At 65.6% G+C, this 22,612-nt stretch carries 19 protein-coding genes; 16 read left to right on the plus strand and 3 right to left on the minus strand.

Translation table 11 applies throughout. The features are described from left to right. Positions 1–35: 35 nt before the first annotated feature. The 4 genes from leuE (at position 36) to GJG85_RS06375 (ending at position 5,067) form a co-directional block, all read left to right on the plus strand. Positions 36–695, plus strand: a complete 660-nt coding sequence (gene leuE, locus GJG85_RS06360) for a leucine efflux protein LeuE (RefSeq protein WP_176016675.1) — start codon at positions 36–38, stop codon at positions 693–695. 49 nt (positions 696–744) lie between these two features. Further along, positions 745–3,999, plus strand: a complete 3,255-nt coding sequence (gene carB, locus GJG85_RS06365; protein ID WP_050015201.1) for a carbamoyl-phosphate synthase large subunit — start codon at positions 745–747, stop codon at positions 3,997–3,999. Positions 4,000–4,117: 118 nt separating this feature from the next. Beyond that, positions 4,118–4,594, plus strand: a complete 477-nt coding sequence (greA, locus tag GJG85_RS06370; RefSeq protein ID WP_006476345.1) for a transcription elongation factor GreA — start codon at positions 4,118–4,120, stop codon at positions 4,592–4,594. 14 nt (positions 4,595–4,608) lie between these two features. Next, complete coding sequence (locus tag GJG85_RS06375) at positions 4,609–5,067, plus strand: DUF4149 domain-containing protein (protein ID WP_050015203.1); 459 nt, start codon at positions 4,609–4,611, stop codon at positions 5,065–5,067. A 68-nt stretch (positions 5,068–5,135) separates the two neighbouring features. On the opposite strand, the gene GJG85_RS06380 is transcribed toward GJG85_RS06375, so the two are convergent. Further along, positions 5,136–5,663 carry a YhbY family RNA-binding protein gene (locus GJG85_RS06380; protein WP_050015205.1) on the minus strand — a complete coding sequence of 176 codons (528 nt, stop codon included), beginning with the start codon at positions 5,661–5,663 and terminating at the stop codon, positions 5,136–5,138. A gap of 193 nt (positions 5,664–5,856) precedes the next feature. Between GJG85_RS06380 and GJG85_RS06385 the strand changes: the two genes are divergently transcribed. The 11 genes from GJG85_RS06385 to phoR all read left to right on the plus strand — a co-directional run bounded on the left by GJG85_RS06385 (position 5,857) and on the right by phoR (position 18,084). Next, positions 5,857–6,519: an RlmE family RNA methyltransferase gene (locus GJG85_RS06385; RefSeq protein ID WP_050015207.1), complete on the plus strand. Its 663-nt coding sequence runs from the start codon at positions 5,857–5,859 to the stop codon at positions 6,517–6,519. Between the two features lie 166 nt (positions 6,520–6,685). Continuing rightward, entirely contained in the window at positions 6,686–8,581 is a 1,896-nt protein-coding gene (gene ftsH / locus GJG85_RS06390; protein ID WP_050015209.1) for an ATP-dependent zinc metalloprotease FtsH, read from the plus strand. A gap of 28 nt (positions 8,582–8,609) precedes the next feature. After that, positions 8,610–9,551, plus strand: coding sequence for a dihydropteroate synthase (folP, locus tag GJG85_RS06395; RefSeq protein ID WP_050015211.1), 942 nt, complete (start codon positions 8,610–8,612; stop codon positions 9,549–9,551). Positions 9,552–9,590: 39 nt separating this feature from the next. Further along, positions 9,591–10,946 (plus strand): phosphoglucosamine mutase, encoded by a 1,356-nt coding sequence (glmM, locus tag GJG85_RS06400; RefSeq protein ID WP_050015213.1) that lies wholly within the window; start codon positions 9,591–9,593, stop codon positions 10,944–10,946. A 438-nt stretch (positions 10,947–11,384) separates the two neighbouring features. After that, positions 11,385–12,419: a phosphate ABC transporter substrate-binding protein PstS gene (gene pstS / locus GJG85_RS06405; RefSeq protein ID WP_050015215.1), complete on the plus strand. Its 1,035-nt coding sequence runs from the start codon at positions 11,385–11,387 to the stop codon at positions 12,417–12,419. A gap of 94 nt (positions 12,420–12,513) precedes the next feature. Beyond that, positions 12,514–13,500 (plus strand): phosphate ABC transporter permease PstC, encoded by a 987-nt coding sequence (pstC, locus tag GJG85_RS06410; protein ID WP_050015217.1) that lies wholly within the window; start codon positions 12,514–12,516, stop codon positions 13,498–13,500. After that, complete coding sequence (gene pstA / locus GJG85_RS06415; protein WP_050015219.1) at positions 13,497–14,390, plus strand: phosphate ABC transporter permease PstA; 894 nt, start codon at positions 13,497–13,499, stop codon at positions 14,388–14,390. Before pstC ends, pstA begins: the two co-directional genes overlap by 4 nt. Positions 14,391–14,405: 15 nt before the next feature. Continuing rightward, positions 14,406–15,254: a phosphate ABC transporter ATP-binding protein PstB gene (gene pstB / locus GJG85_RS06420; protein WP_050015221.1), complete on the plus strand. Its 849-nt coding sequence runs from the start codon at positions 14,406–14,408 to the stop codon at positions 15,252–15,254. Positions 15,255–15,272: 18 nt separating this feature from the next. Beyond that, positions 15,273–15,977, plus strand: coding sequence for a phosphate signaling complex protein PhoU (gene phoU / locus GJG85_RS06425; RefSeq protein ID WP_006476334.1), 705 nt, complete (start codon positions 15,273–15,275; stop codon positions 15,975–15,977). Between the two features lie 29 nt (positions 15,978–16,006). Beyond that, positions 16,007–16,708: a phosphate regulon transcriptional regulator PhoB gene (gene phoB / locus GJG85_RS06430; protein ID WP_006750313.1), complete on the plus strand. Its 702-nt coding sequence runs from the start codon at positions 16,007–16,009 to the stop codon at positions 16,706–16,708. A 56-nt stretch (positions 16,709–16,764) separates the two neighbouring features. After that, positions 16,765–18,084 carry a phosphate regulon sensor histidine kinase PhoR gene (phoR, locus tag GJG85_RS06435; protein ID WP_050015223.1) on the plus strand — a complete coding sequence of 440 codons (1,320 nt, stop codon included), beginning with the start codon at positions 16,765–16,767 and terminating at the stop codon, positions 18,082–18,084. Positions 18,085–18,175: 91 nt separating this feature from the next. Here the strand turns inward: phoR and ppk1 are convergent, their stop codons facing one another. Then, the gene (gene ppk1 / locus GJG85_RS06440; protein WP_204383770.1) at positions 18,176–20,239 is read right to left on the minus strand and encodes a polyphosphate kinase 1; all 2,064 of its coding nucleotides are present in this window, start codon (positions 20,237–20,239) and stop codon (positions 18,176–18,178) included. Positions 20,240–20,518: 279 nt separating this feature from the next. On the opposite strand from ppk1, the gene ppx reads away from it, so the two are divergent. Beyond that, the gene (ppx, locus tag GJG85_RS06445) at positions 20,519–22,033 is read left to right on the plus strand and encodes an exopolyphosphatase (RefSeq protein ID WP_050015227.1); all 1,515 of its coding nucleotides are present in this window, start codon (positions 20,519–20,521) and stop codon (positions 22,031–22,033) included. Between the two features lie 123 nt (positions 22,034–22,156). On the opposite strand, the gene GJG85_RS06450 is transcribed toward ppx, so the two are convergent. Then, positions 22,157–22,591, minus strand: a complete 435-nt coding sequence (locus GJG85_RS06450; RefSeq protein ID WP_050015246.1) for a hypothetical protein — start codon at positions 22,589–22,591, stop codon at positions 22,157–22,159. Positions 22,592–22,612: the final 21 nt, after the last annotated feature.

Genomic DNA, 22,612 nt, shown 5'->3' on the forward strand with positions numbered 1-22,612 from the left:
TCATCGACGCAACCGAAGAACCGGAGATTCGCATCATGTTCGGCCACGCACTCGGCATCACGGATATCTGGACCTACGTGTTCGGCGTGATCTTCATCATCCTGCTGCCGGGGCCGAACTCGATGTACGTGCTGTCGCTCGCCGCGCAGCGCGGCGTGAAGGCCGGCTATCGCGCGGCCTGCGGCGTGTTCGTCGGCGATACCGTGCTGATGATACTGTCGGCCGCGGGCGTCGCGTCACTGCTGAAGGCGAACCCGCTGCTGTTCTCCGTCGTCAAGTACGGCGGCGCCGCGTACCTGCTGTACATCGGCACCGGGATGCTGCGCAGCGCGTGGAGCAAGCTGCGCGCGCGCGGCGATGCGCCGGTCGAGGCGCCGCAGGCGGTCGACGGCGAACGTCCGTTCCGCAAGGCGTTGATCGTGAGCCTGCTGAATCCGAAGGCCATCCTGTTCTTCATCTCGTTCTTCATCCAGTTCGTCGACCCGGCATTCCCGCATCCCGCGCTGTCGTTCGTCGTGCTCGGGGCGATCGCGCAATGCGCGAGCTTCCTGTACCTGAGCACGCTGATCTTCGCGGGCGCGCGGCTCGCCGAGCACTTCCGCCGCCGCCGCAAGCTCGCGGCAGGCGCGGCGAGCAGCGTGGGCGGCCTGTTCATCGGTTTCTCGGTGAAGCTGGCGCTCGCGACCCTGAGCTGAGCGCCGCCGGCCGACCCACGACAACGATTACTTATTGAATTCACAAGCCATGCCAAAACGCACAGACATCAAGAGCATCCTCATCATCGGCGCCGGCCCGATCATCATCGGCCAGGCGTGCGAGTTCGACTATTCGGGCGCGCAGGCTTGCAAGGCGTTGCGTGAGGAGGGCTACAAGGTCGTTCTCGTCAACAGCAACCCGGCGACGATCATGACCGACCCGAACACGGCCGACGTGACCTACATCGAGCCGATCACGTGGGAAGTCGTCGCACGCATCATCGAGAAGGAGCGCCCGGACGCGATCCTGCCGACGATGGGCGGCCAGACCGCGCTGAACTGCGCGCTCGACCTGCACCACCACGGCGTGCTCGAGAAGTTCGGCGTCGAGCTGATCGGCGCGTCGCCGGAAGCGATCGACAAGGCCGAAGACCGCCAGAAGTTCAAGGATGCGATGACCAAGATCGGTCTCGGCTCCGCGAAGTCGGGCGTCGCGCATTCGATGGAAGAGGCGACCCAGGTGCACGCCGAGATCATGGCGCTCACCGGCGGCAGCGGCTACCCGGTCGTGATCCGTCCGTCGTTCACGCTCGGCGGCTCGGGCGGCGGCATCGCGTACAACCGCGAAGAGTTCGAGGAGATCTGCAAGCGCGGTCTCGACCTGTCGCCCACGCGCGAGTTGCTGATCGAAGAGTCGCTGCTCGGCTGGAAGGAATACGAGATGGAAGTCGTGCGCGACCGCGCCGACAACTGCATCATCGTGTGCTCGATCGAAAACCTCGACCCGATGGGCGTGCACACCGGCGACTCGATCACGGTCGCGCCGGCACAGACGCTCACCGACAAGGAATACCAGATCCTGCGTAACGCGTCGCTCGCGGTGCTGCGCGAGATCGGCGTCGACACGGGCGGCTCGAACGTGCAGTTCTCGATCAACCCGAAGGACGGCCGCATGGTCGTCATCGAGATGAACCCGCGCGTGTCGCGTTCGTCGGCGCTCGCGTCGAAGGCCACCGGCTTCCCGATCGCGAAGGTCGCCGCGAAGCTGGCGGTCGGCTACACGCTCGACGAGCTGAAGAACGAAATCACCGGCGGCCAGACGCCGGCGTCGTTCGAGCCGACGATCGACTACGTCGTCACGAAGATCCCGCGATTCGCGTTCGAGAAGTTCCGCGAAGCCGATTCGCGCCTGACCACGCAGATGAAGTCGGTCGGTGAAGTGATGGCGATCGGCCGCACGTTCCAGGAATCGTTCCAGAAGGCGCTGCGCGGCCTCGAAGTCGGTGTCGACGGCCTCGACGAGAAGTCGACCAACCGCGACGAGATCGCGATCGAGATCCACGAGCCGGGCCCGGACCGCATCTGGTACGTCGGCGATGCGTTCCGCATCGGCATGACGGCCGAGGAAATCTTCGCGGAAACCGCGATCGACCCGTGGTTCCTCGAGCAGATCGAGCAGATCATCCTGAAAGAGAAGGCGCTGTCGGGCCGCACGCTCGCGTCGCTCACGTTCGACGAGCTGCGCTACCTGAAGCAGAGCGGCTTCTCCGACCGCCGCCTCGCGAAACTGCTCGGCGCGACGCCGGAAGACGTCCGCCGCCGCCGCGTGGAACTGAACGTGCGCCCGGTCTACAAGCGCGTCGACACCTGCGCGGCCGAATTCGCGACGAAAACCGCCTACATGTACTCGACCTACGAGGATGAGTGCGAGGCGCAGCCGACCACGAACAAGAAGATCATGGTGCTGGGCGGCGGCCCGAACCGGATCGGCCAGGGTATCGAATTCGACTACTGCTGCGTGCACGCGGCGCTCGCGATGCGCGAGGACGGCTATGAAACGATCATGGTCAACTGCAATCCGGAAACGGTGTCGACCGACTACGATACGTCCGATCGCCTGTACTTCGAGCCGCTGACGCTCGAGGACGTGCTCGAGATCGTCGACAAGGAAAAACCGGTCGGCGTGATCGTCCAGTACGGCGGCCAGACGCCGCTGAAGCTCGCGCTCGACCTCGAGGCGCACGGCGTGCCGATCGTCGGCACGTCGCCGGACATGATCGACGCGGCCGAAGACCGCGAACGGTTCCAGAAGCTGCTGCAGGACCTCGGCCTGCGCCAGCCGCCGAACCGCACCGCCCGCGCCGAAGACGAAGCGCTCGCGCTGGCCGACGAAATCGGCTACCCGCTGGTCGTGCGCCCGTCGTACGTGCTCGGCGGTCGCGCGATGGAAATCGTCCACGAGCCGCGCGACCTCGAGCGCTACATGCGCGAGGCCGTGAAGGTGTCGAACGATTCGCCGGTGCTGCTCGACCGCTTCCTGAACGACGCGATCGAGTGCGACGTCGACTGCATCTGCGACGGCGAAGCGGTGTTCATCGGCGGCGTGATGGAGCACATCGAACAGGCGGGCGTCCACTCGGGCGACTCGGCATGCTCGCTGCCGCCGTACTCGCTGTCGAAGGAAACCGTGGCCGAGCTGAAGCGCCAGACGGGCGCGATGGCGAAGGCGCTGAACGTGGTCGGCCTGATGAACGTGCAGTTCGCGATCCAGCAGGTGCCGCAGGCCGACGGTTCGAAGCAGGACATCATCTACGTGCTCGAAGTGAACCCGCGCGCATCGCGCACGGTGCCGTACGTGTCGAAGGCGACCAGCCTGCCGCTCGCGAAGATCGCGGCGCGCGCGATGGTCGGCCAGAAGCTCGCGCAGCAGGGCGTGACGAAGGAAGTCGAGCCGCCGTACTTCAGCGTGAAGGAAGCGGTGTTCCCGTTCGTCAAGTTCCCGACCGTCGATCCGGTCCTCGGGCCTGAAATGCGTTCGACCGGCGAAGTGATGGGCGTCGGCCAGACGTTCGGCGAAGCGCTGTTCAAGTCGCAGCTCGCGGCCGGTTCGCGCCTGCCGGAGTCGGGCACGGTGCTCTTGACCGTGATGGACGCCGACAAGCCGAAGGCCGTCGAAGTCGCGCGCATGCTGCACGACCTCGGCTACCCGATCGTCGCGACCAAGGGCACGGCTGCCGCGATCGAAGCGGCCGGCGTGCCGGTGAAGGTCGTGAACAAGGTGAAGGACGGCCGTCCGCACATCGTCGACATGATCAAGAACGGCGAGATCGCGCTCGTGTTCACGACGGTCGACGAGACGCGCCAGGCGATCGCCGATTCGCGTTCGATCCGCATGAGCGCGCAGGCGCACAAGGTCACGTACTACACGACGATGTCGGGCGCGCGCGCGGCCGTCGAAGGCTTGCGCTACCTGAAGGATCTGGAAGTCTATGATTTACAAGGTCTTCACGCTCGCCTAAACTAAGCAGTCAGTTACCTGTCGAAGCAACACGTGCCGCGATTAGGCGGTGTTTCCAGTGCATCGGAAGCGCGCTTAATCGCGGTGATTTTTTTTATAGCCGTTTTTAGCGATTGAGCCGTTTATGAGCACCATTCCGTTGACAAAGCGTGGCGCAGAGCAACTGCGCGATGAATTGCAGCGCCTCAAGTCCGTCGAGCGGCCGGCCGTGATCAACGCGATCGCGGAGGCCCGCGCACAGGGCGATCTGTCCGAAAACGCCGAATACGACGCCGCGAAGGAAAAGCAGGGCTTTATCGAGGGCCGCATCGCGGAACTCGAATCCAAGCTGTCCGCCGCGCAAATCATCGATCCCACGGTGCTCGACGCCGATGGCCGCGTGGTGTTCGCCGCGACGGTCGAACTCGAGGATCTCGAATCGGGCGACACCGTCAAGTATCAGATCGTCGGCGACGACGAAGCCGATATCGATCACGGCCTGATCTCGGTCAGCTCGCCGATCGCGCGCGCGCTGATCGGCAAGTCCGAAGGCGACGTCGCGGCCGTGCAGGCGCCGAGCGGCGTGCGCGAGTACGAGATCATCTCGGTCAGCTACATCTGAAGCGGGGCGACGTGATGCCGCATCGCGTGTTCCGTCTGCTGTCGGCCGTGTGGGTCGGCAGCCTGCTGACGATCGGGTATGCGGTCGCGCCTGTCCTGTTCAAGACGCTGGAGCGGATGACGGCCGGTTCGGTCGCCGCCCAGCTGTTCCGCATCGAGGCGATCCTCGGCGTCGTGTGCGGCGTGCTGCTGCTCGCATTGTCGAATCAGCAGGTGCGGCGCGGCAGCACCGAATATCGCCGCGTCCGCTGGATCGTCGCCGCGATGGTCGTGTGCGTGCTGGTCGGGTATTTTGCGCTGCAGCCGTTCATGAACGCGCTGCGGGTGGCCGCGATGGATGCGGGCACCGATATCGCGAATTCGCCGTATGCGAGCCGCTTCGGGATGCTGCACGGCGTGTCGAGCGTGTTCTATCTCGTCGAAAGCGTGCTGGGGCTGATGCTGGTCTGGCGTCTGCCGGCGCGCGACGCCTGAGCGCCGCGCCGCCGCGCGTTGCGCGACGACGGGCAGGGCGGCACGGGAATCCGTGCCGCACGGGCGTCTTACTTGTCCTGGAACGGCCGCTTCGTGCTGGCCTGGCGCTTTTTCGCGCGCTTCACGGTGCCGCCTGCCGTCACGCGTTCGTTGCCGCGCACCGTGACCTTGACCGGCCTCGGGCGGCGCACGGGGCTCGCGTTCGGCGACACCTTGACGACCTTGACGGTGCGCGGTGCACGGCCTTTCTTGTCGTCGACGGCTTCGGCCGCGCTCGGCAGCGCGCCGGCACGTCGGCCGCGGGACGGGGCCGCCGCCGCGGCCTCGGGCTTCCAGATCACCAGCAGCTTGCCGATGTGCTGGATCGGCGCCGCGTTCAGGCGGTCGCAGATCTCGTCGTAGATCGCGATGCGTTCGTCGCGTTCGTCGCCGAACACGCGGATCTTGATCAGCTGGTGCGCGTCGAGGTGCACCTTGATTTCCTTCAGCACGGCGTCGGTCAGCCCTTCGGCGCCGATCAGCACGACGGGCTTGAGCGCATGGGCCTGGGAGCGCAGCGCGGAGCGCTCGGCGGGAGAAAGCGAAAGGGCGGGCATGGAAATGTCGAAATCTAAATAAGGGCGCGCTGACTGAAAAGCGATCGCGGGACGTTACCGCGTCAGCCGTGCGCCGAAACCACGTAAAATCGCGGCTTGGGCCTGAAAAGGGGCCGCAGCCGCGCGAAGAAGACGCGTATTATCCGCTAAAAGCGCGGCTTCACGAAGCAATGGGCAGCAATCTCTCTCTCGAATGGCAAAAAACCGCTTCAACCAGCACTGGCTGCACGACCACATCAACGACCCGTACGTCAAAATGGCGCAGCGGGAGGGCTATCGCGCGCGCGCCGCGTACAAGCTGAAGGAAATCGACGAGCAGGACAAGCTGATCCGTCCGGGCCAGGTGATCGTCGATCTCGGCGCCACGCCGGGCAGCTGGAGCCAGTATGCCCGCAACAAGCTCGCGCAGGGCAGGAAGCGCGACGCGGAGCGCGAAGGCGGCATCGACGGCACGATCGTTGCGCTCGACATCCTGCCGATGGAGCCGATCGCCGACGTCCACTTCCTGCAGGGCGACTTCCGCGAGGACGACGTCCTCCACCAGCTCGAGGAAGTGCTCGAAGGCCGCGCGGTGGACCTTGTTATTTCGGACATGGCCCCCAACCTCTCCGGCGTGGCCTCGGCGGACGCGGCGCGCATCGAGCATCTCTGCGATCTGGCGCTCGAATTCGCGCAGAACCATCTGAAGCCGGACGGTGCGCTGCTCGTGAAGTGCTTTCACGGCAGCGGCTACAGCCAGATCGTCGAGAAGTTCAAACAGCAGTTTAAGGTTGTCGCGCCGCGCAAGCCCAAGGCATCCCGCGACAAATCGTCCGAAACGTTCATTTTGGGTCGGCAGCTGAAGCATCCGCGCTGATGCGGAACGCGATGCCGCAAACGGGCTCCGGCCCTTGCCGGACAAGCGAAGCGCTATCGCGGCGGTTGTCAATGCTTATGGCAGGGGTGGTCGGACTGGATTAGAATGACCGAGGGGCGCCGCAAGGAAAATGTAGGCGCTCGTCTACGAGTGAAGGAGTGGTGCTTTGAACAACAATATGTTTTCGAAGGCAGCGGTGTGGCTGGTGATCGCACTGGTGCTGTTTACGGTGTTCAAGCAGTTCGACAAGCCCCGCGTCCAGGAAGGCGTGTCCTATTCGCAGTTCATGGACGACGCCAAGAATGGCAAGGTCAAGAACGTCATCGTTCAGGGGCGCAACCTCACCGTCACTCCGGCTGATGGCCAGAAATACCAGATCGTGTCGCCCGGCGACATCTGGATGGTCGGCGATCTGATGAAGTACGGCGTGCAGGTCAGCGGCAAGGCCGACGACGAGCCGAACGCGCTGATGTCCGCGCTGTACTACCTCGGGCCGACGATCCTGATCATCGTGTTCTGGTTCTACATGATGAGGCAGATGCAGGGAGGCGGCAAAGGCGGCGCATTCTCGTTCGGGAAATCGCGTGCGCGGCTGATCGACGAGAACAACAACGCGGTGAACTTCTCCGACGTCGCGGGCTGCGACGAAGCGAAGGAAGAAGTGTCCGAGCTCGTCGACTTCCTGCGCGATCCGCAGAAATTCCAGAAACTGGGCGGCCGCATTCCGCGCGGCGTGCTGCTGGTCGGCCCGCCGGGTACCGGCAAGACGCTGCTGGCCCGCGCGATCGCGGGTGAAGCGAAGGTGCCGTTCTTCAGCATCTCGGGTTCGGACTTCGTCGAAATGTTCGTCGGCGTCGGCGCGGCCCGTGTGCGCGACATGTTCGAGCAGGCGAAGAAGCATGCGCCGTGCATCGTGTTCATCGACGAAATCGACGCGGTCGGCCGTCATCGCGGCGCCGGCATGGGCGGCGGCAACGACGAGCGCGAACAGACGCTGAACCAGATGCTGGTCGAGATGGACGGCTTCGAGGCGAACTCGGGCGTGATCGTGATCGCCGCCACCAACCGTTCCGACGTGCTCGACAAGGCGCTGCTGCGTCCGGGCCGTTTCGACCGCCAGGTCTATGTCGGCCTGCCGGACATCCGCGGCCGCGAGCAGATCATGCGCGTGCACCTGCGCAAGGTGCCGATCGCGAACGACGTCGACGCGGCGGTCATCGCACGCGGCACGCCGGGCTTCTCGGGCGCCGATCTCGCGAACCTCGTGAACGAAGCTGCGCTGTTCGCCGCCCGTCGCGGCAAGCGCATCGTCGAGATGCAGGATTTCGAGGACGCGAAGGACAAGATCTTCATGGGTCCGGAGCGCAAGTCGGCCGTGATCCGCGAGGAAGCGAAGCGTGCAACCGCATACCACGAGTCGGGTCACGCGGTGATCGCGAAGCTGCTGCCGAAGGCCGACCCGGTGCACAAGGTCACGATCATCCCGCGCGGTCGCGCACTGGGCGTCACGTGGCAGCTGCCGGAGCATGACAACGAGACGTATTCGAAGGATTACCTGCTCGACCGCCTCGCGATCCTGTTCGGTGGCCGGGTGGCCGAAGAGTTGTTCATGAACCTGGTCAGCACCGGCGCATCGGACGACTTCAACAAGGCCACGCAGACCGCGCGTGCGATGGTTGCGCGGTTCGGCATGACCGACGCGCTCGGGCCGATGGTTTACGTCGACGACGAGAACGATGCGTCGCCGTTCGGCCGCGGCTTCACGCGCACGATCTCGGAAGCGACGCAGCAGAAGGTTGACTCGGAAATCCGCCGCGTGCTGGACGATCAGTACAACCTCGCGCGTCGCCTGCTCGAGGAGAACCGCGACAAGGTCGAGGCGATGACGGCCGCGCTGATGGAGTGGGAGACGATCGACGCCGATCAGATCAACGACATCATGGAAGGCCGTCCGCCGCGCTCACCGAAGAGCTCGCCGGCTGTCGGCGGCGATTCGTCGGGCGGCGGCAGTGCCGAGGTCAAGCCCGGCAGCGCGCCGGCGCCGGCGACGCCGGCGGCATAATCTCCGCTTTAGCACCGTTCACGGGCTGGTGTGGCTTCACACCGGCCCGTTTTGCATTCATCCACGCCCGTTGCTCGTGTCCGATTCCGCAGTGTCCCCGTTCATTCCCGCGCCGCTCCAGTGCGGCCGCTTCGAACTGACGTTCGAACGTCCGCTCGTGATGGGCATCCTCAACGCCACGCCCGATTCGTTCTCCGACGGCGGCCGCTTCCTCGCGCGCGACGATGCGTTGCGCCAGGCCGAGCGGATGATCGCCGACGGTGTGGACCTCATCGACATCGGCGGCGAATCGACGCGCCCCGGCGCGCCGCCGGTGCCGCTCGACGAGGAGCTCGCGCGCGTGATTCCGCTCGTCGAGGCGCTGCGGCCGTTGAACGTGCCGCTGTCGATCGATACGTACAAGCCGGCCGTGATGCGCGCGGCGCTGGCCGCCGGCGCGGACCTGATCAACGATATCTGGGGGTTCCGCCAGCCGGGCGCGATCGACGCGGTGCGCGACGGCAACAGCGGTCTGTGCGCGATGCACATGCTCGGCGAGCCGCAGACGATGCAGGTCGGCGAGCCCGACTACGGCGACGTCGTGACCGACGTGCGCGATTTCCTCGCCGCGCGCGCGCAGGCGTTGCGCGACGCGGGGGTGGCGGCGGAGCGGATCTGCGTCGATCCCGGTTTCGGGTTCGGCAAGGCGGTCGTCGACGACAACTATGCGCTGCTGGCCGCGTTGCCGGACACGGCGCCCGCGCGGCCCGACGGGCGCGCTTATCCGATTCTCGCGGGCATGTCGCGCAAGTCGATGCTCGGCGCGGTGATCGGAGGCAAGCCGCCGATGGAGCGCGTCGCGGCGAGCGTGGCGGCCGCGTTGTGCGCGGTCGAGCGGGGCGCCGCGATCGTGCGCGTGCACGACGTCGCGGCGACGGTCGATGCGCTGAAAGTATGGAATGCCGTGCGCGCAGCCGCGCGGCAACGATAAGCAAGTCAGAAAGACGAAAGACGAAGGAGGAAGGACCCCATGGGACGTCGATATTTCGGCACGGACGGCATTCGCGGCACGGTGGGCGAAGCGCCCATCACGCCGGACTTCGTGTTGCGCCTCGGCTATGCGGCCGGCAAGGTACTGGCCGGCTCGGCCGACGTCGCGGCGGGCTCGCGTCCGACCGTGTTGATCGGCAAGGACACGCGCGTATCGGGCTACATGCTCGAAGCCGCGCTCGAGGCCGGATTCTCGGCGGCCGGCGTCGACGTGATGCTGGCCGGCCCGATGCCGACGCCCGGCGTCGCGTATCTGACGCGGGCGCTGCGTCTGTCGGCCGGTGTCGTGATCAGCGCGTCGCACAACCCGTATCACGACAACGGGATCAAGTTTTTCTCGGCCGACGGCAACAAGCTGCCCGACGACACCGAAGCCGCGATCGAAGCATGGCTCGACAAGCCGCTCGAATGCGCGGCGTCCGACGGGCTCGGCAAGGCGCGCCGCCTCGACGACGCCGCGGGCCGCTACATCGAATTCTGCAAGAGCACGTTCCCGGCTGCGTTCAACTTGCGCGGGCTGAAGCTCGTGATCGATTGTGCGCACGGCGCCGCGTACCAGATCGCGCCGCACGTGTTCCACGAGCTCGGCGCTGACGTCATTCCGATCGGCGTCGCGCCGAACGGCTTCAACATCAACGACGGCGTCGGCGCGACCGCGCCCGACGCGCTGGTGCGCGCGGTGCGGGCGAACCATGCCGATCTCGGCATCGCGCTCGACGGCGACGCCGATCGTCTGCAGGTCGTGGACGCGACCGGTCGCCTGTACAACGGCGACGAGCTGCTCTACGTGCTCGTGAAGGACCGGATCGCGACCGACGGCAAGGTCGAAGGCGCGGTCGGCACGCTGATGACGAACCTTGCCGTCGAAGTCGCGCTGCAGCGCGAGGGCGTGAAGTTCGTCCGTGCGGCGGTCGGCGACCGCTACGTGCTCGAGCAGTTGCGCGAGCACGGCTGGCAGCTCGGCGCGGAAGGGTCGGGCCACATCCTGTCGCTCGACCGGCACTCGACCGGCGACGGCATCGTGTCGGCGCTGCTCGTGCTGGCCGCGCTCAAGCGCAGCGGCCGCACCCTTGCGCAGGTGCTCGACGGCGTCACGCTGTTCCCGCAGAAGCTGATCAACGTGCGGATGAAACCCGGCGCCGACTGGAAGGGCAGCGCGTCGATTCGTGCGGCGATCGATGCCGCCGAAGCCGCGCTCGCCGGCAGCGGCCGCGTGCTGATCCGCGCATCGGGCACGGAGCCCGTGCTGCGCGTGATGGTCGAAGCACGGCAGGCGGCCGATGCGGTGCGCCATGCGGAGACGATCGCCGACGCGGTGCGCGCGGCGACGGCCTGACGGGGGGGCGCGCGCGGCGGTCCAACCGCCCGCGCGCTGGCTCCCGACGAATGTGTGTGCGGCGCCCTCGGGCGCCGTCGTTTTTGTCAGACGCAAAGGTTTGCGTTACCTAATAGAAGCAAGCTTCGGTAAACGCATCCCTTCCATCGAATCCGGCATCCGACCCCGAATCAGACTTCCGGCCGGACCGGGCTTCCCGTCCGTCCGACGCCGCGCTACGATGCGCTCGCCCGCCGTTGAAACGGCGTTCATCCCCTCCCTTCGAGCCAGGCAATTCTTGCCGCCAGCGCCGCTCCCGCGCCCCGACGCGCGACCCGATATTCCCTTTCAACCAGTCATGTTACTGTCACGCCAGTTTCATCGATTGTCACATTACCGTCATGAGCAGCCCCTAACCTTCGCGGTGCCGTAGTCATCCGCTCACACACTGGAGGTCTCATGAAATTGATGCAAACCGCGATTGCCGGCCTGGCTGGCGCGCTTTTCGCCGTCGCCGCTCAAGCTGCCGACATCACGGGCGCAGGCAGCACGTTCGCGATGCCGATCTATACGAAATGGGCTGCCGACTACCAGCAGTCCGGCGGCGCGAAGGTCAACTACCAAGGCATCGGCTCGTCGGGCGGCCTGAAGCAGATCAACGCGAAGACGGTCGATTTTGCCGGTTCGGACGCGCCGCTGAAGGACGAAGATCTCGCGAAGGAAGGCCTGTTCCAGTTCCCGACGGTGGTCGGCGGCGTGGTGCCGGTCGTCAACGTGCCGGGCGTGAAGGCCGGCGAACTGACGCTGTCGGGCCCGGTGCTCGGCGACATCTACCTCGGCAAGATCAAGAAGTGGAACGACCCGGCGATCGCCGCGCTGAACCCGAAGGTCAAGCTGCCGGATACGGACATCGCCGTGGTCCGCCGCGCCGACGGCTCGGGCACGAGCTTCATCTGGACGAACTACCTGTCGAAGGTCAACGACGAGTGGAAGTCGAAGATCGGCGAAGGCACGACGGTCAACTGGCCGACGGGCACGGGCGGCAAGGGCAACGACGGCGTCGCGGCCTTCGTGCAGCGCCTGCCGGGCGCGATCGGCTACGTCGAGTGGGCGTACGCGAAGAAGAACAACATGACCTACACTGCGCTGAAGAATTCGACGGGCACGGTGGTCGAGCCGAAGACGGAAACGTTCAAGGCCGCTGCAGCCGGCGCGAACTGGTCGAAGTCGTTCTACCAGATCCTGACGAACCAGCCGGGCAAGGACGCGTGGCCGGTCGTCGGCGCGACGTTCGTGCTGCTGCACGCGAAGCAGGACAAGCCGGAGCAGGGCGCGGAAACGCTGAAGTTCTTCAGCTGGGCGTTCAAGAACGGCGAGAAGGCTGCCGACAGCCTCGACTACATCTCGCTGCCGGCGACGGTCGAGACGGAAATCCGCAAGCAGTGGAAGACGAAGGTGACGGACGCTTCGGGCAAGCCGGTCGCCGCCGAGTAAGCCATCCAGCGGTTCGCTGCCCGGCCGTGCCGGTCGGGCAGTGTGTGCGGTAAAGCCGGGCGTTACGGCGCCCGGCGATCAAAAGCAGGCACCCATGTCTGATATTTCATACCCGTCCTCCCGATCGCCCGACCGTGCGCAGCAGCGCGCGCCGAGCCGTCTCGGGGATGTCCTGTTCGGCGGCCTTGCGCGGCTCGCCGCGATCGTGACCCTGCTGCTTCTCGGCGGGATCATCATTTCCCTGATCATTGCGTCGCTGCCGACCATCCAGAAGTTCGGCCTCGGCTTCCTGTGGCAATCCGAGTGGGATCCCAACTCGGACATCTACGGCGCACTCGTGCCGATCTACGGCACGATCGTGACGTCGATCATTGCACTCGTCATCGCGGTGCCGGTCAGTTTCGGCATCGCGCTGTTCCTCACCGAGCTCGCGCCCGTGTGGCTGCGCCGTCCGCTCGGCATCGCGATCGAGCTGCTCGCCGCGATTCCGTCGATCGTGTACGGCATGTGGGGGCTGCTCGTGTTCGCGCCGATCTTCGCCGAATACTTCCAGAAGCCCATCGGCCGGCTGCTCAAGGACGTGTGGGTGCTCGGCCCGCTGACGTCCGGCGCGCCGATCGGCATCGGCATCCTCGCGGCCGGCGTGATTCTCGCGATCATGATCATCCCGTACATCGCGTCGGTGATGCGCGACGTGTTCGAGGTCACGCCGGTGCTGCTGAAGGAATCGGCATACGGGATCGGCTGCACGACCTGGGAAGTGATGTGGAAGGTCGTGCTGCCCTATACGAAGACCGGCGTGATCGGCGGCGTGATGCTCGGCCTCGGCCGCGCGCTCGGCGAAACGATGGCCGTGACCTTCGTGATCGGCAACACGAACCTGCTCGACAGCGTGTCGCTGTTCGCGCCGGGCAACAGCATCACGTCGGCGCTCGCGAACGAATTCGCGGAAGCGCAGCCGGGCCTGCACACGTCCGCGCTGATGGAGCTCGGCCTGATCCTGTTCGTGATCACGTTCATCGTGCTGTCCATCTCCAAACTGCTGCTGCTTCGTCTCGAGAAGGGAGAGGGCAAGAAATGAGCGAGCCCATCATGAATTTCCCGGGGCCGAGCGGCGCCGCGCTCGACGCGATGCGCAACCGCCTGCAGCGCAAGCGCAAGGTCGTCAACGCGATCGCGCTCACCGCGTCGCTCGGCGCGATGGCCTTCGGCCTGCTGTGGCTCGTGTGGATTCTCTACACGACGGTGCACCTCGGCGTCGGCGGCCTGTCGCTGCAACTGTTCACCGAATCGACGCCGGCGCCGAACACGGAAGGCGGCGGTCTCGCGAACGCGATCGTCGGCAGCCTGCTGCTGTGCGGCTTCGGCACGCTGGTCGGCACGCCGATCGGCATCCTCGCGGGCGTCTATCTCGCCGAATACGGGCAGAAGAACCTGCTGGCGAGCACGATCCGCTTCATCAACGACATCCTGCTGTCCGCGCCGTCGATCGTGATCGGCCTGTTCGTGTACGCGATCGTCGTCGCGAAGTCGGGGCGCTTCTCCGGTTGGGCCGGCGTGATCGCGCTGGCGCTGCTGCAGATCCCGATCGTGATCCGCACGACCGAGAACATGCTGAAGCTCGTGCCGAACGCGCTGCGCGAAGCGGCCGTCGCGCTCGGCACGCCGAAGTGGCGCATGGTGCTGAAGATCACGCTGCGCGCGTCGGTCGGCGGGATCGTGACGGGCGTGCTGCTCGCGGTCGCGCGGATCGCCGGCGAAACGGCGCCGCTGCTGTTTACCGCGCTGTCGAACCAGTTCTTCTCGGTCGACATGAGCCAGCCGATGGCGAACCTGCCGGTCACGATCTACAAGTTCGCGATGAGCCCGTTCGCGGAATGGCAGTCGCTCGCATGGGCGGGCGTGTTCCTGATTACGCTCGGGGTGCTCGGACTGAACGTCCTGGCGCGCTCGATCTTCTCGAAAAAGTAACGGCGGAGCAATCCGATGAATATGGCAGAAAGCCACCTGAATCCCGTCGAGCGCACCGCTGCGCCCGCCGGCACGCAAGACGCGGCGCACGGCCGTCCGCTCGCGCCGCTGAACGCGAAGATCGAGGTCAACAACCTCAATTTCTTCTACAACAAGTTCCACGCGCTGAAGAACATCAACCTGCGCATTCCCGAAGGGAAGGTGACGGCGTTCATCGGCCCGTCGGGCTGCGGCAAGTCGACGCTGCTGCGCACGTTCAACAAGATGTTCGCGCTCTATCCGGAGCAGCGCGCCGAAGGCGAAATCCTGATGGACGGCGAGAACCTGCTGACGACGAAGCGCGACATCTCGCTGCTGCGCGCGCGGATCGGCATGGTGTTCCAGAAGCCGACCCCGTTCCCGATGTCGATCTACGACAACATCGCGTTCGGCGTGAAGATGTTCGAAAAGCTCACGCGCTCGGAAATGGACGACCGTGTCGAGTGGGCGCTCACGAAGGCCGCGCTGTGGAACGAAGTGAAGGACAAGCTGGGCCAGAGCGGCTACGGGCTGTCGGGCGGCCAGCAGCAGCGTCTGTGCATCGCGCGCGGCATCGCGATCCGTCCGGAAGTGCTGCTGCTCGACGAACCGTGCTCGGCGCTCGACCCGATCTCGACGGGCCGCATCGAAGAGCTGATCGCGGAGCTGAAGAGCGACTACACGGTCGTGATCGTCACGCACAACATGCAGCAGGCCGCACGCTGCTCGGATTACACGGCCTACATGTACCTGGGCGAGCTGATCGAGTTCGGCGACACCGAAAAGATCTTCATCAAGCCGGTGCGCAAGGAAACGGAAGACTACATCACCGGCCGCTTCGGCTGATGACGGAGAACAACAACCATGTCGGATAAACATCTGTCGAGCCAGTTCGACGCGGACCTGAATGCCGTGTCGTCGAAAGTGCTGGAAATGGGCGGACTCGTCGAATCGCAGATCGTCGGCGCGATGCGCGCGCTGAACGAGTTCGATCGCGATACGGCCGAGAAGGTGATCGCGGCCGAGGAAACGCTGAACGCGATGGAAGTGGACATCGACCAGGAATGCGGCAACATCATCGCGCGGAGGCAGCCTGCCGCGCGCGACCTGCGTCTTTTGATGTCGATTTCGAAAACGATTACGAACCTCGAGCGCGCCGGCGACGAAGCCGAGAAGATCGCCAAGCGTGTGCGCCGCCTGGTCGACGAGCCGGCCGCACGCGCGGTCAACATCGCCGAGATCAAGGTGTCGGGCGAGATGGCCGTGACGATCCTGCGCCGCGCGCTCGACGCGTTCGCGCGCCTCGACACGGTGGCTGCCGCGCAGATCGTCAAGGACGACAAGGAAATCGACATGGAATTCCGCGCGTTCGTGCGCAAGCTCGTGTCGTACATGCAGGAAGATCCGCGCACGATCTCGGTGGGCCTCGATTATCTCTTCATCGCGAAGGCGATCGAACGGATCGGCGACCACGCGAAGAACATCGCCGAATTCATCATCTACATCGTGAAGGGCACCGACGTGCGGCACCAGCCGCGCGACACGCTCGATCGCGAAGCCAACAGTTAATCGACTCCATAGGAAGAACAGAGGTGCCGATGCCCAGCAACATTCTCGTCGTTGAAGATGAGCCCGCGATTTCCGAACTGATCTCGGTGAATCTCCAGCACGCCGGTCACTGCCCGATCCGCGCGTACAACGCCGAACAGGCGCAGAACCTGATCAGCGACGTGCTGCCCGATCTCGTGCTGCTCGACTGGATGCTGCCGGGCAAGTCCGGCATCGCGTTCGCGCGCGACCTGCGCAACAACGAACGGACCAAGCACATCCCGATCATCATGCTCACCGCGCGCGGCGACGAGCAGGACAAGGTGCTCGGCCTCGAAATCGGCGCGGACGACTACGTGACGAAGCCGTTCTCGCCGAAGGAACTGATGGCGCGCATCAAGGCGGTGCTGCGCCGCCGCGCGCCGCAGCTGACCGAGGACGTCGTGTCGATCAACGGGCTGCGCCTCGACCCGGCCACGCATCGCGTCGCCGCACACGGGGACGGCAGCGAGATCAAGCTCGATCTCGGCCCGACCGAGTTTCGCCTGCTGCATTTCTTCATGACGCATCCGGAGCGCGTGCACAGCCGCACGCAACTGCTCGACCAGGTGTGGGGCGACCACGTGTTCGTCGAGGAGCGCACCGTCGACGTGCACATCAAACGATTGCGCGCGGCCTTGAAACCGGCCGGCTGCGATGCGATGATCGAAACCGTGCGCGGCAGCGGCTACCGCCTCGCCAAGCACGCGTAACGTATTCGGGCATGCCGCGTGCCGCGGCTGTCGCTCCTTCTTTCGGACGCTGAATCATGAACATCATCTGGGCGCGCTTCCTGGTGTCGCTCGTGCTGCTCGTGCTGATCGGCGTGCTGGTCGGCGTGTTCGCCGGCCCGACCGCGGGCCTTGTGTTCGTGGTCGTGATGCTGGTCGCGCAGGGCTTTTTCAGCACCTTCCATACGCAGCGTCTGTGGCGCCTGCTCGATGCGCCCGTCTACGGCGAAGTGCCGAGCGCGCCGGGCATCTGGGGCGAGATCTACTATCGGCTGCACAAGCTCGCGAAGCAGTGGCATGCGCAGGTGCGACAGGTCGAGCAGCAGCATTCGCGTTTCATCCAGGCGATCCAGGCCTCGCCGAACGGCGTCGCGATGCTCGACGACCACGACCAGATCGAGTGGTGCAACGCGATCGCCGAAGTCCATTTCGGCCTCGATGCGAAGCGCGACCTGCGCCAGCACATCACGAACCTGGTGCGTCATCCCGATTTCGTCCGCTACCTCAATGCGCAGCATTACGAGGACACGCTGCTGATGCGCGGCATGGGCGACTCGCGGCAGAACGTGCTGGCCGTGCAGGTGTTTCCGTACGGCGAGAACCGCAAGCTGCTGCTCACGCAGGACATCACCGAGCTCGAGCGCACCGACGCGATGCGGCGCGACTTCGTCGCGAACGTGTCGCACGAGCTGAAGACGCCGCTCACCGTGCTGTCGGGCTTCCTCGAGACGATGCGCGAGCTGCCGCTGAACGAGGAGGACCGCGCGCGCTATCTCGACATGATGGAGCAGCAGGCGTCGCGGATGCGGCACATCGTGACCGACCTGCTGGTGCTCGCGAAGCTGGAAGGCGAGAGCAAGCCGCCGGTCGATCACGCGATCGACATGCGTGCGGTGTTCGACCATCTGAAGGAAGATGCGCACACGCTGTCGAACGGGCATCACGACATCGCGTTCTCGATCGACGAGACGCTCGGCGTCACCGGTGCGCAGACGGAGTTGTTCAGCGCGTTCGCGAATCTCGTCACGAACGCGATCCGCTATACGCCGGACGGCGGCAAGATCGTCGTGTCGTGGCGGCGCGAGGGCGCACAGGGCGTGTTTTCCGTCACGGACAGCGGCTTCGGGATTCCGGCCGCCGATCTGCCACGGCTCACCGAGCGCTTCTACCGTGTCGATCGCAGCCGGTCGCGCGACACCGGCGGCACGGGCCTCGGGCTCGCGATCGTCAAGCACGTGCTGCAGCGGCACGATGCGCATCTGTACGTGCAGAGCGAGGAAGGGCGCGGCAGTACGTTCACCGCGCGGTTTCCGGGCTCGCGGGTCATCGCGATCCGGCCGGCCGCTTACGAAGCATGATCGCGTAGCGGTTCGGTGTTCAAAAAAAAGCGGCCCGAGGGCTGCTTTTTTCATGGCGAAGCGGCGGCGCGACTCGTATCGCGCCGACGGCTCACGAGCAGAACTTCGCGAGCAGCCCGAGCTGTGCGTTGCGGATCGTCTTGCCGGTGCGGCGCCGGCGATAGTGACCGTCGCTGTGCATCTGCCATGCCGACTGGTTGTCGCCGAGGCACACCGACAGCCCTTCGGCGATCACGCGCCGCTTGAGCTTGCGCTCGCGGATCGGGAACGCGACTTCGACCCGGCGGAACAGGTTGCGGTCCATCCAGTCGGCGCTCGACAGATAGACGTCCTCGGCGCCGCCCGCATGGAAATAGTAGATGCGGTGGTGTTCGAGGAAGCGGCCGACGATCGAGCGCACCGTGATGTTGTCCGACAGCCCCGGCACGCCGGGCTTCAGCGCGCAGACGCCGCGCACGATCAGGTCGACCTTGACGCCGGCCTGCGACGCTTCGTACAGCGCGGCGATCACCGACGGCTCCAGCAGCGCGTTCATTTTCGCGACGATGCGCGCGCGCTTGCCGGCCTGCGCATTGTCGATCTCCGCGCGGATCGAATCGATGATGCGCGGATGCAGCGTGAACGGCGACTGCCACAGCTCGTGCAGCGTCAGTTCGCCGCCGATGCCGGTCAGTTGCTGGAACACGTGATGCACGTCCTCGCAGATCTTCTGGTCGGCCGTCATCAGCCCGAAGTCGGTGTAGAGGCGCGCGGTGCGCGGATGGTAGTTGCCGGTGCCGAGGTGCACGTAGCGGCGCAGCGACGCCTTGCCGGCCTGCACGACGCGCCGCACGATCAGCATCATCTTCGCGTGGCACTTGTGGCCGACCACGCCGTACACGACATGCGCGCCGACGGCTTCGAGCTGCGACGCCCAGTTGATGTTGGTTTCCTCGTCGAAGCGCGCGAGCAGCTCGACGACGACGGTTACTTCCTTGCCGTTGCGCGCGGCTTCCATCAGCGCGTCCATCAGCGGCGAGTCGGTGCCGGTGCGGTAGATCGTCTGTTTGATCGCGACGACGCTCGGGTCTTTCGCGGCCTGCTGCAGCAGTTCGAGCACGGGCTGGAAGCTCTCGTACGGGTGGTGCAGCAGGATGTCGCCGGCGTCGATCGCGTCGAACATCGTCGGCGCGTTGGCGATTGTCGACGGCGTCGACGCGGTGAACGGCGCGAACTTCAAGTCGGGGCGATCGACGAGATCGGGAATCTGCATCAGCCGCACGAGGTTCACGGAGCCGGCCACGCGATAGCAGTCCTTGTCGCCGAGTTCGCTTTCCTCGAGCAGACGCCGCACGATGTGCAGCGGCGTGTCGGCCGACACTTCGAGGCGTACCGCGTTGCCGAGGTGGCGCGCGGGCAACTCGCCCTGCAGCGCGACACGCAGGTTGGTGATTTCGTCTTCGTCGACGAACAGCTCGCTGTTGCGCGTGATGCGGAACTGGTTGCAGCTCTTCACGACGAGTTGCGGGAAGAGTTCGCCGACGAAGCGCTGCATGAACGAGCTCAACAGCACGAAGCCGTGCTCGAAACCCGACAGCGCATGCGGCATGCGCACCACGCGCGGCAGTGCACGCGGCGCCTGCACGATCCCCATCACGGCCTGGCGGCCGAACGCGTCGCGGCCTTCGAGCTCGACGACGAAGTTCAGGCTCTTGTTCAGCACGCGCGGGAATGGGTGGGCCGGATCGAGGCCGATCGGCGTCAGCACGGGCAGCAGTTCGTCGAGGAAGTAGCGTCGCGCCCATTCGAGCTGCTCGTCGTTCCACGTGTCGCTCGCATGGAAGTAGATGCCTTCCTGTTCGAGCGCCGGCAGCACGGTTTCGTGCAGCATCGTGTACTGTCGATGCACGAGCCGCTGCGCGCGTTCGACGACGAGATCGTACGCGTGCTGCAACGACATGCCGTCGGGCGTCAGCGCGCCGGGGTTGTCGCGGATCTGCTCCTGCAGGCCGGCCATCCGGACTTCGAAGAATTCGTCGAGGTTGCTGCTGGTGATGCAGATGAAGCGCAGGCGCTCGAGCAACGGGACTTGCGGGTCGGCCGCCTGGGCCAGCACGCGCTCGTTGAAACCGAGGATGCCGAGTTCACGATTGAGAAGCGGGTAACGGACGGACATCGGCAGAGTAGGGGATGATTCAGGCGATGATTCGAAAGGACGCTCGGAAACTCTCACGGTACGATGACGTGCTGATGACAATCATGGTTTTATATCGGGAAATTCTACGCCCGAACCCTTTCGTCGCATAAATGTTTCGGCTATATGGAATGAAGCAGTGTGCATGCCCGTGAAGCGTGGCAACGGCAAGCGTTCCACGCTTAAAATGTCGCCTTTGATTGATCGCCCGCGGTTGCCGGCACGGCTGCCGCGAAAGAACGCGCACGGAGCCCCCTTCTGATGGTTACAACTCCCCACTTGCTGGCTGCCGTGGATCTCGGCTCGAACAGCTTCCGGCTGATCGTCGGGCGCGTCGAGGAAACGCCGGCGGGCAGCCAGATCTATCCCGTCGACGCGCTGCGCGAGCCGGTTCGGCTGGCGGCGGGGCTGTCGAGCGACAAGATGCTCGATCGCGCGTCGCAGGAGCGTGGCTGGGAGGCGCTCAAGCGGTTCGGCGAGCGCCTGCGCGACTTCCATCCCGATCATGTGCGCGCGGTGGCGACCAACACGCTGCGCGTCGCGAAGAACGCCCCCGAATTCCTCGGCGAGGCCGAGGCGGCGCTCGGGTTCCCGATCGAAGTGATCGCGGGCCGCGAAGAGGCGCGCCTCATCTATGCGGGCGCCGCGCACTCGGTGCCGGCGAGCGCCGGCAAGCGGCTCGTCGTCGACATCGGCGGCGGCTCGACCGAATTCATCATCGGCTCGCACTACACGCCGATCGTGATGGAGAGCCTCTATATCGGCTGCGTGAGCCATAGCCGCACCTTCTTCCCGGCCGGCAACGTCGACGAATACACGATGCGGCAGGCCGAGCTCGCGGCCAAGCGCGAGATCCAGATCATTTCGAGCGAATACAAGAAGGCCGGCTGGGACCAGGCGATCGGTTCGTCCGGCACCGCGCGCGCGCTCGCGGAGCTCGTCGAGGCGAACGGCTTCAACGATCCGGGCATCACGCACGGCATTTCGCGCGGCGGCCTCGAGCGGTTGAAGCGTGCGCTGATCAAGTCGGAGAACGTCAACCGGCTGAAGCTGATCGCGCTGAAGCCCGACCGCGTGCCGGTGCTCGCGGGCGGCCTCGCGATCATGCTGGCGGTGTTCGAGGAGCTGGGCGTCGACTACGTCGATACGACCGACGGCGCGCTGCGCCTCGGCGTGCTGTACGACTTGCTCGGCCGGACGCAGCACGAGGACATGCGCGCGGTGACCGTCGAGGGTTTCACGCGCCGCTACGGCGTCGATCGTGCGCAGGCCGGGCGGATCGGCGCGCTCGCGGTGCGTTTCTACGACGAGCTCGAGGAAGACGACGAGGAAGCGCGCGAGGAAGGGCGGATGTTTCTCGGCTGGGCGGCCGCGTTGCACGAAATCGGCCTGTCGATCTCGCACAGCGCATATCACAAGCATTCGGCCTATATCGCGAGCAACGCGGACATGCCGGGTTTCTCGCGCACCGACCAGGCGCGGCTCGCCGCGCTCGTGCTCGGCCATGCGGGCAAGCTCGGCAAGCTGTCGCAGGCGCGCGAGGTCGAGTGGCCGCTGCTGTTCTGCCTGCGGCTCGCGGCGCTACTGTGCCGGCGCCGGACCGATGCGGGGCTGCCCGATATTTCCGTTTCGCAGATGAAGAAGGGCGGGTACGAGGTGCGTCTGCCGAGCGCCTGGGTCGAGCAGAACCCGCTGACCGACTACAGCCTCAGTCAGGAGGCGGCGGAGTGGGAGAAGGTCGGTATCCCGTATCGCGTGGTTTATACCGGCGCGTGACAGGGCGATAGCGGGGCCGGGAGGGTGACTCGGGCCCGGCGGATACTTCGATGGTGGCGCTCGCTAGGCGTCGCCCCCCGTACGATCGTCAGCGGCCGCGCAGCGCGGGTGCTGACGGTCCGCTCAATCCGACGAGCAGACAATCGCGGTCAGGAACGGGAACGCCTGTTTGACGGTTGCGTCGCTGCCGGCCTTGCGCACGGCTTCCTCGACCGCGCTCTTCGTGCCACGCACGACGACACCGTACGCCCAGTCGCCGATCGGCTTGCCGTCGCCCGGACGGAAGATCGGGTCGCTCGCCTGGTAGCCGAGCACGACGTAGACGCCGAAGCCGTACGCCGTCAGCGCGCGGTTCGTGCGGAACGCATTGACCGAATTCGATTCGACGTGCATCGGCTCCGACTGGATGTCGCCGGCCGCGAGCAGCGGCGCGACGAACTTGTGGCCGGTCGAATGGCAATCGAGCGCGTCGTCGAGCGCTTTCGCCGACGCAGGGCCGGCGGTGGCGAGCACGAGCAGCGACGCGCAGAGGGCTGGCTTGAGAATGTTGTTTTTCATGCGCGGTTGCAGGTTGTTCAC

Source organism: Burkholderia sp. MS389, from assembly GCF_016899425.1.
GTDB lineage: Bacteria > Pseudomonadota > Gammaproteobacteria > Burkholderiales > Burkholderiaceae > Burkholderia > Burkholderia sola.

What these genes read in the sequence shown, in the direction of transcription:
- leuE (WP_176016675.1), top strand. Translation starts at nt 36, where the DNA reads ATGTTCGGCCACGCACTCGGCATCACGGATATCTGGACCTACGTGTTC.
- carB (WP_050015201.1), top strand. Translation starts at nt 745, where the DNA reads ATGCCAAAACGCACAGACATCAAGAGCATCCTCATCATCGGCGCCGGC.
- greA (WP_006476345.1), top strand. Translation starts at nt 4,118, where the DNA reads ATGAGCACCATTCCGTTGACAAAGCGTGGCGCAGAGCAACTGCGCGAT.
- GJG85_RS06375 (WP_050015203.1), top strand. Translation starts at nt 4,609, where the DNA reads ATGCCGCATCGCGTGTTCCGTCTGCTGTCGGCCGTGTGGGTCGGCAGC.
- GJG85_RS06380 (WP_050015205.1), bottom strand. Translation starts at nt 5,663, where the DNA reads ATGCCCGCCCTTTCGCTTTCTCCCGCCGAGCGCTCCGCGCTGCGCTCC.
- GJG85_RS06385 (WP_050015207.1), top strand. Translation starts at nt 5,857, where the DNA reads ATGGCAAAAAACCGCTTCAACCAGCACTGGCTGCACGACCACATCAAC.
- glmM (WP_050015213.1), top strand. Translation starts at nt 9,591, where the DNA reads ATGGGACGTCGATATTTCGGCACGGACGGCATTCGCGGCACGGTGGGC.
- pstS (WP_050015215.1), top strand. Translation starts at nt 11,385, where the DNA reads ATGAAATTGATGCAAACCGCGATTGCCGGCCTGGCTGGCGCGCTTTTC.
- pstC (WP_050015217.1), top strand. Translation starts at nt 12,514, where the DNA reads ATGTCTGATATTTCATACCCGTCCTCCCGATCGCCCGACCGTGCGCAG.
- pstA (WP_050015219.1), top strand. Translation starts at nt 13,497, where the DNA reads ATGAGCGAGCCCATCATGAATTTCCCGGGGCCGAGCGGCGCCGCGCTC.
- pstB (WP_050015221.1), top strand. Translation starts at nt 14,406, where the DNA reads ATGAATATGGCAGAAAGCCACCTGAATCCCGTCGAGCGCACCGCTGCG.
- phoU (WP_006476334.1), top strand. Translation starts at nt 15,273, where the DNA reads ATGTCGGATAAACATCTGTCGAGCCAGTTCGACGCGGACCTGAATGCC.
- phoB (WP_006750313.1), top strand. Translation starts at nt 16,007, where the DNA reads ATGCCCAGCAACATTCTCGTCGTTGAAGATGAGCCCGCGATTTCCGAA.
- phoR (WP_050015223.1), top strand. Translation starts at nt 16,765, where the DNA reads ATGAACATCATCTGGGCGCGCTTCCTGGTGTCGCTCGTGCTGCTCGTG.
- ppk1 (WP_204383770.1), bottom strand. Translation starts at nt 20,239, where the DNA reads ATGTCCGTCCGTTACCCGCTTCTCAATCGTGAACTCGGCATCCTCGGT.
- ppx (WP_050015227.1), top strand. Translation starts at nt 20,519, where the DNA reads ATGGTTACAACTCCCCACTTGCTGGCTGCCGTGGATCTCGGCTCGAAC.
- GJG85_RS06450 (WP_050015246.1), bottom strand. Translation starts at nt 22,591, where the DNA reads ATGAAAAACAACATTCTCAAGCCAGCCCTCTGCGCGTCGCTGCTCGTG.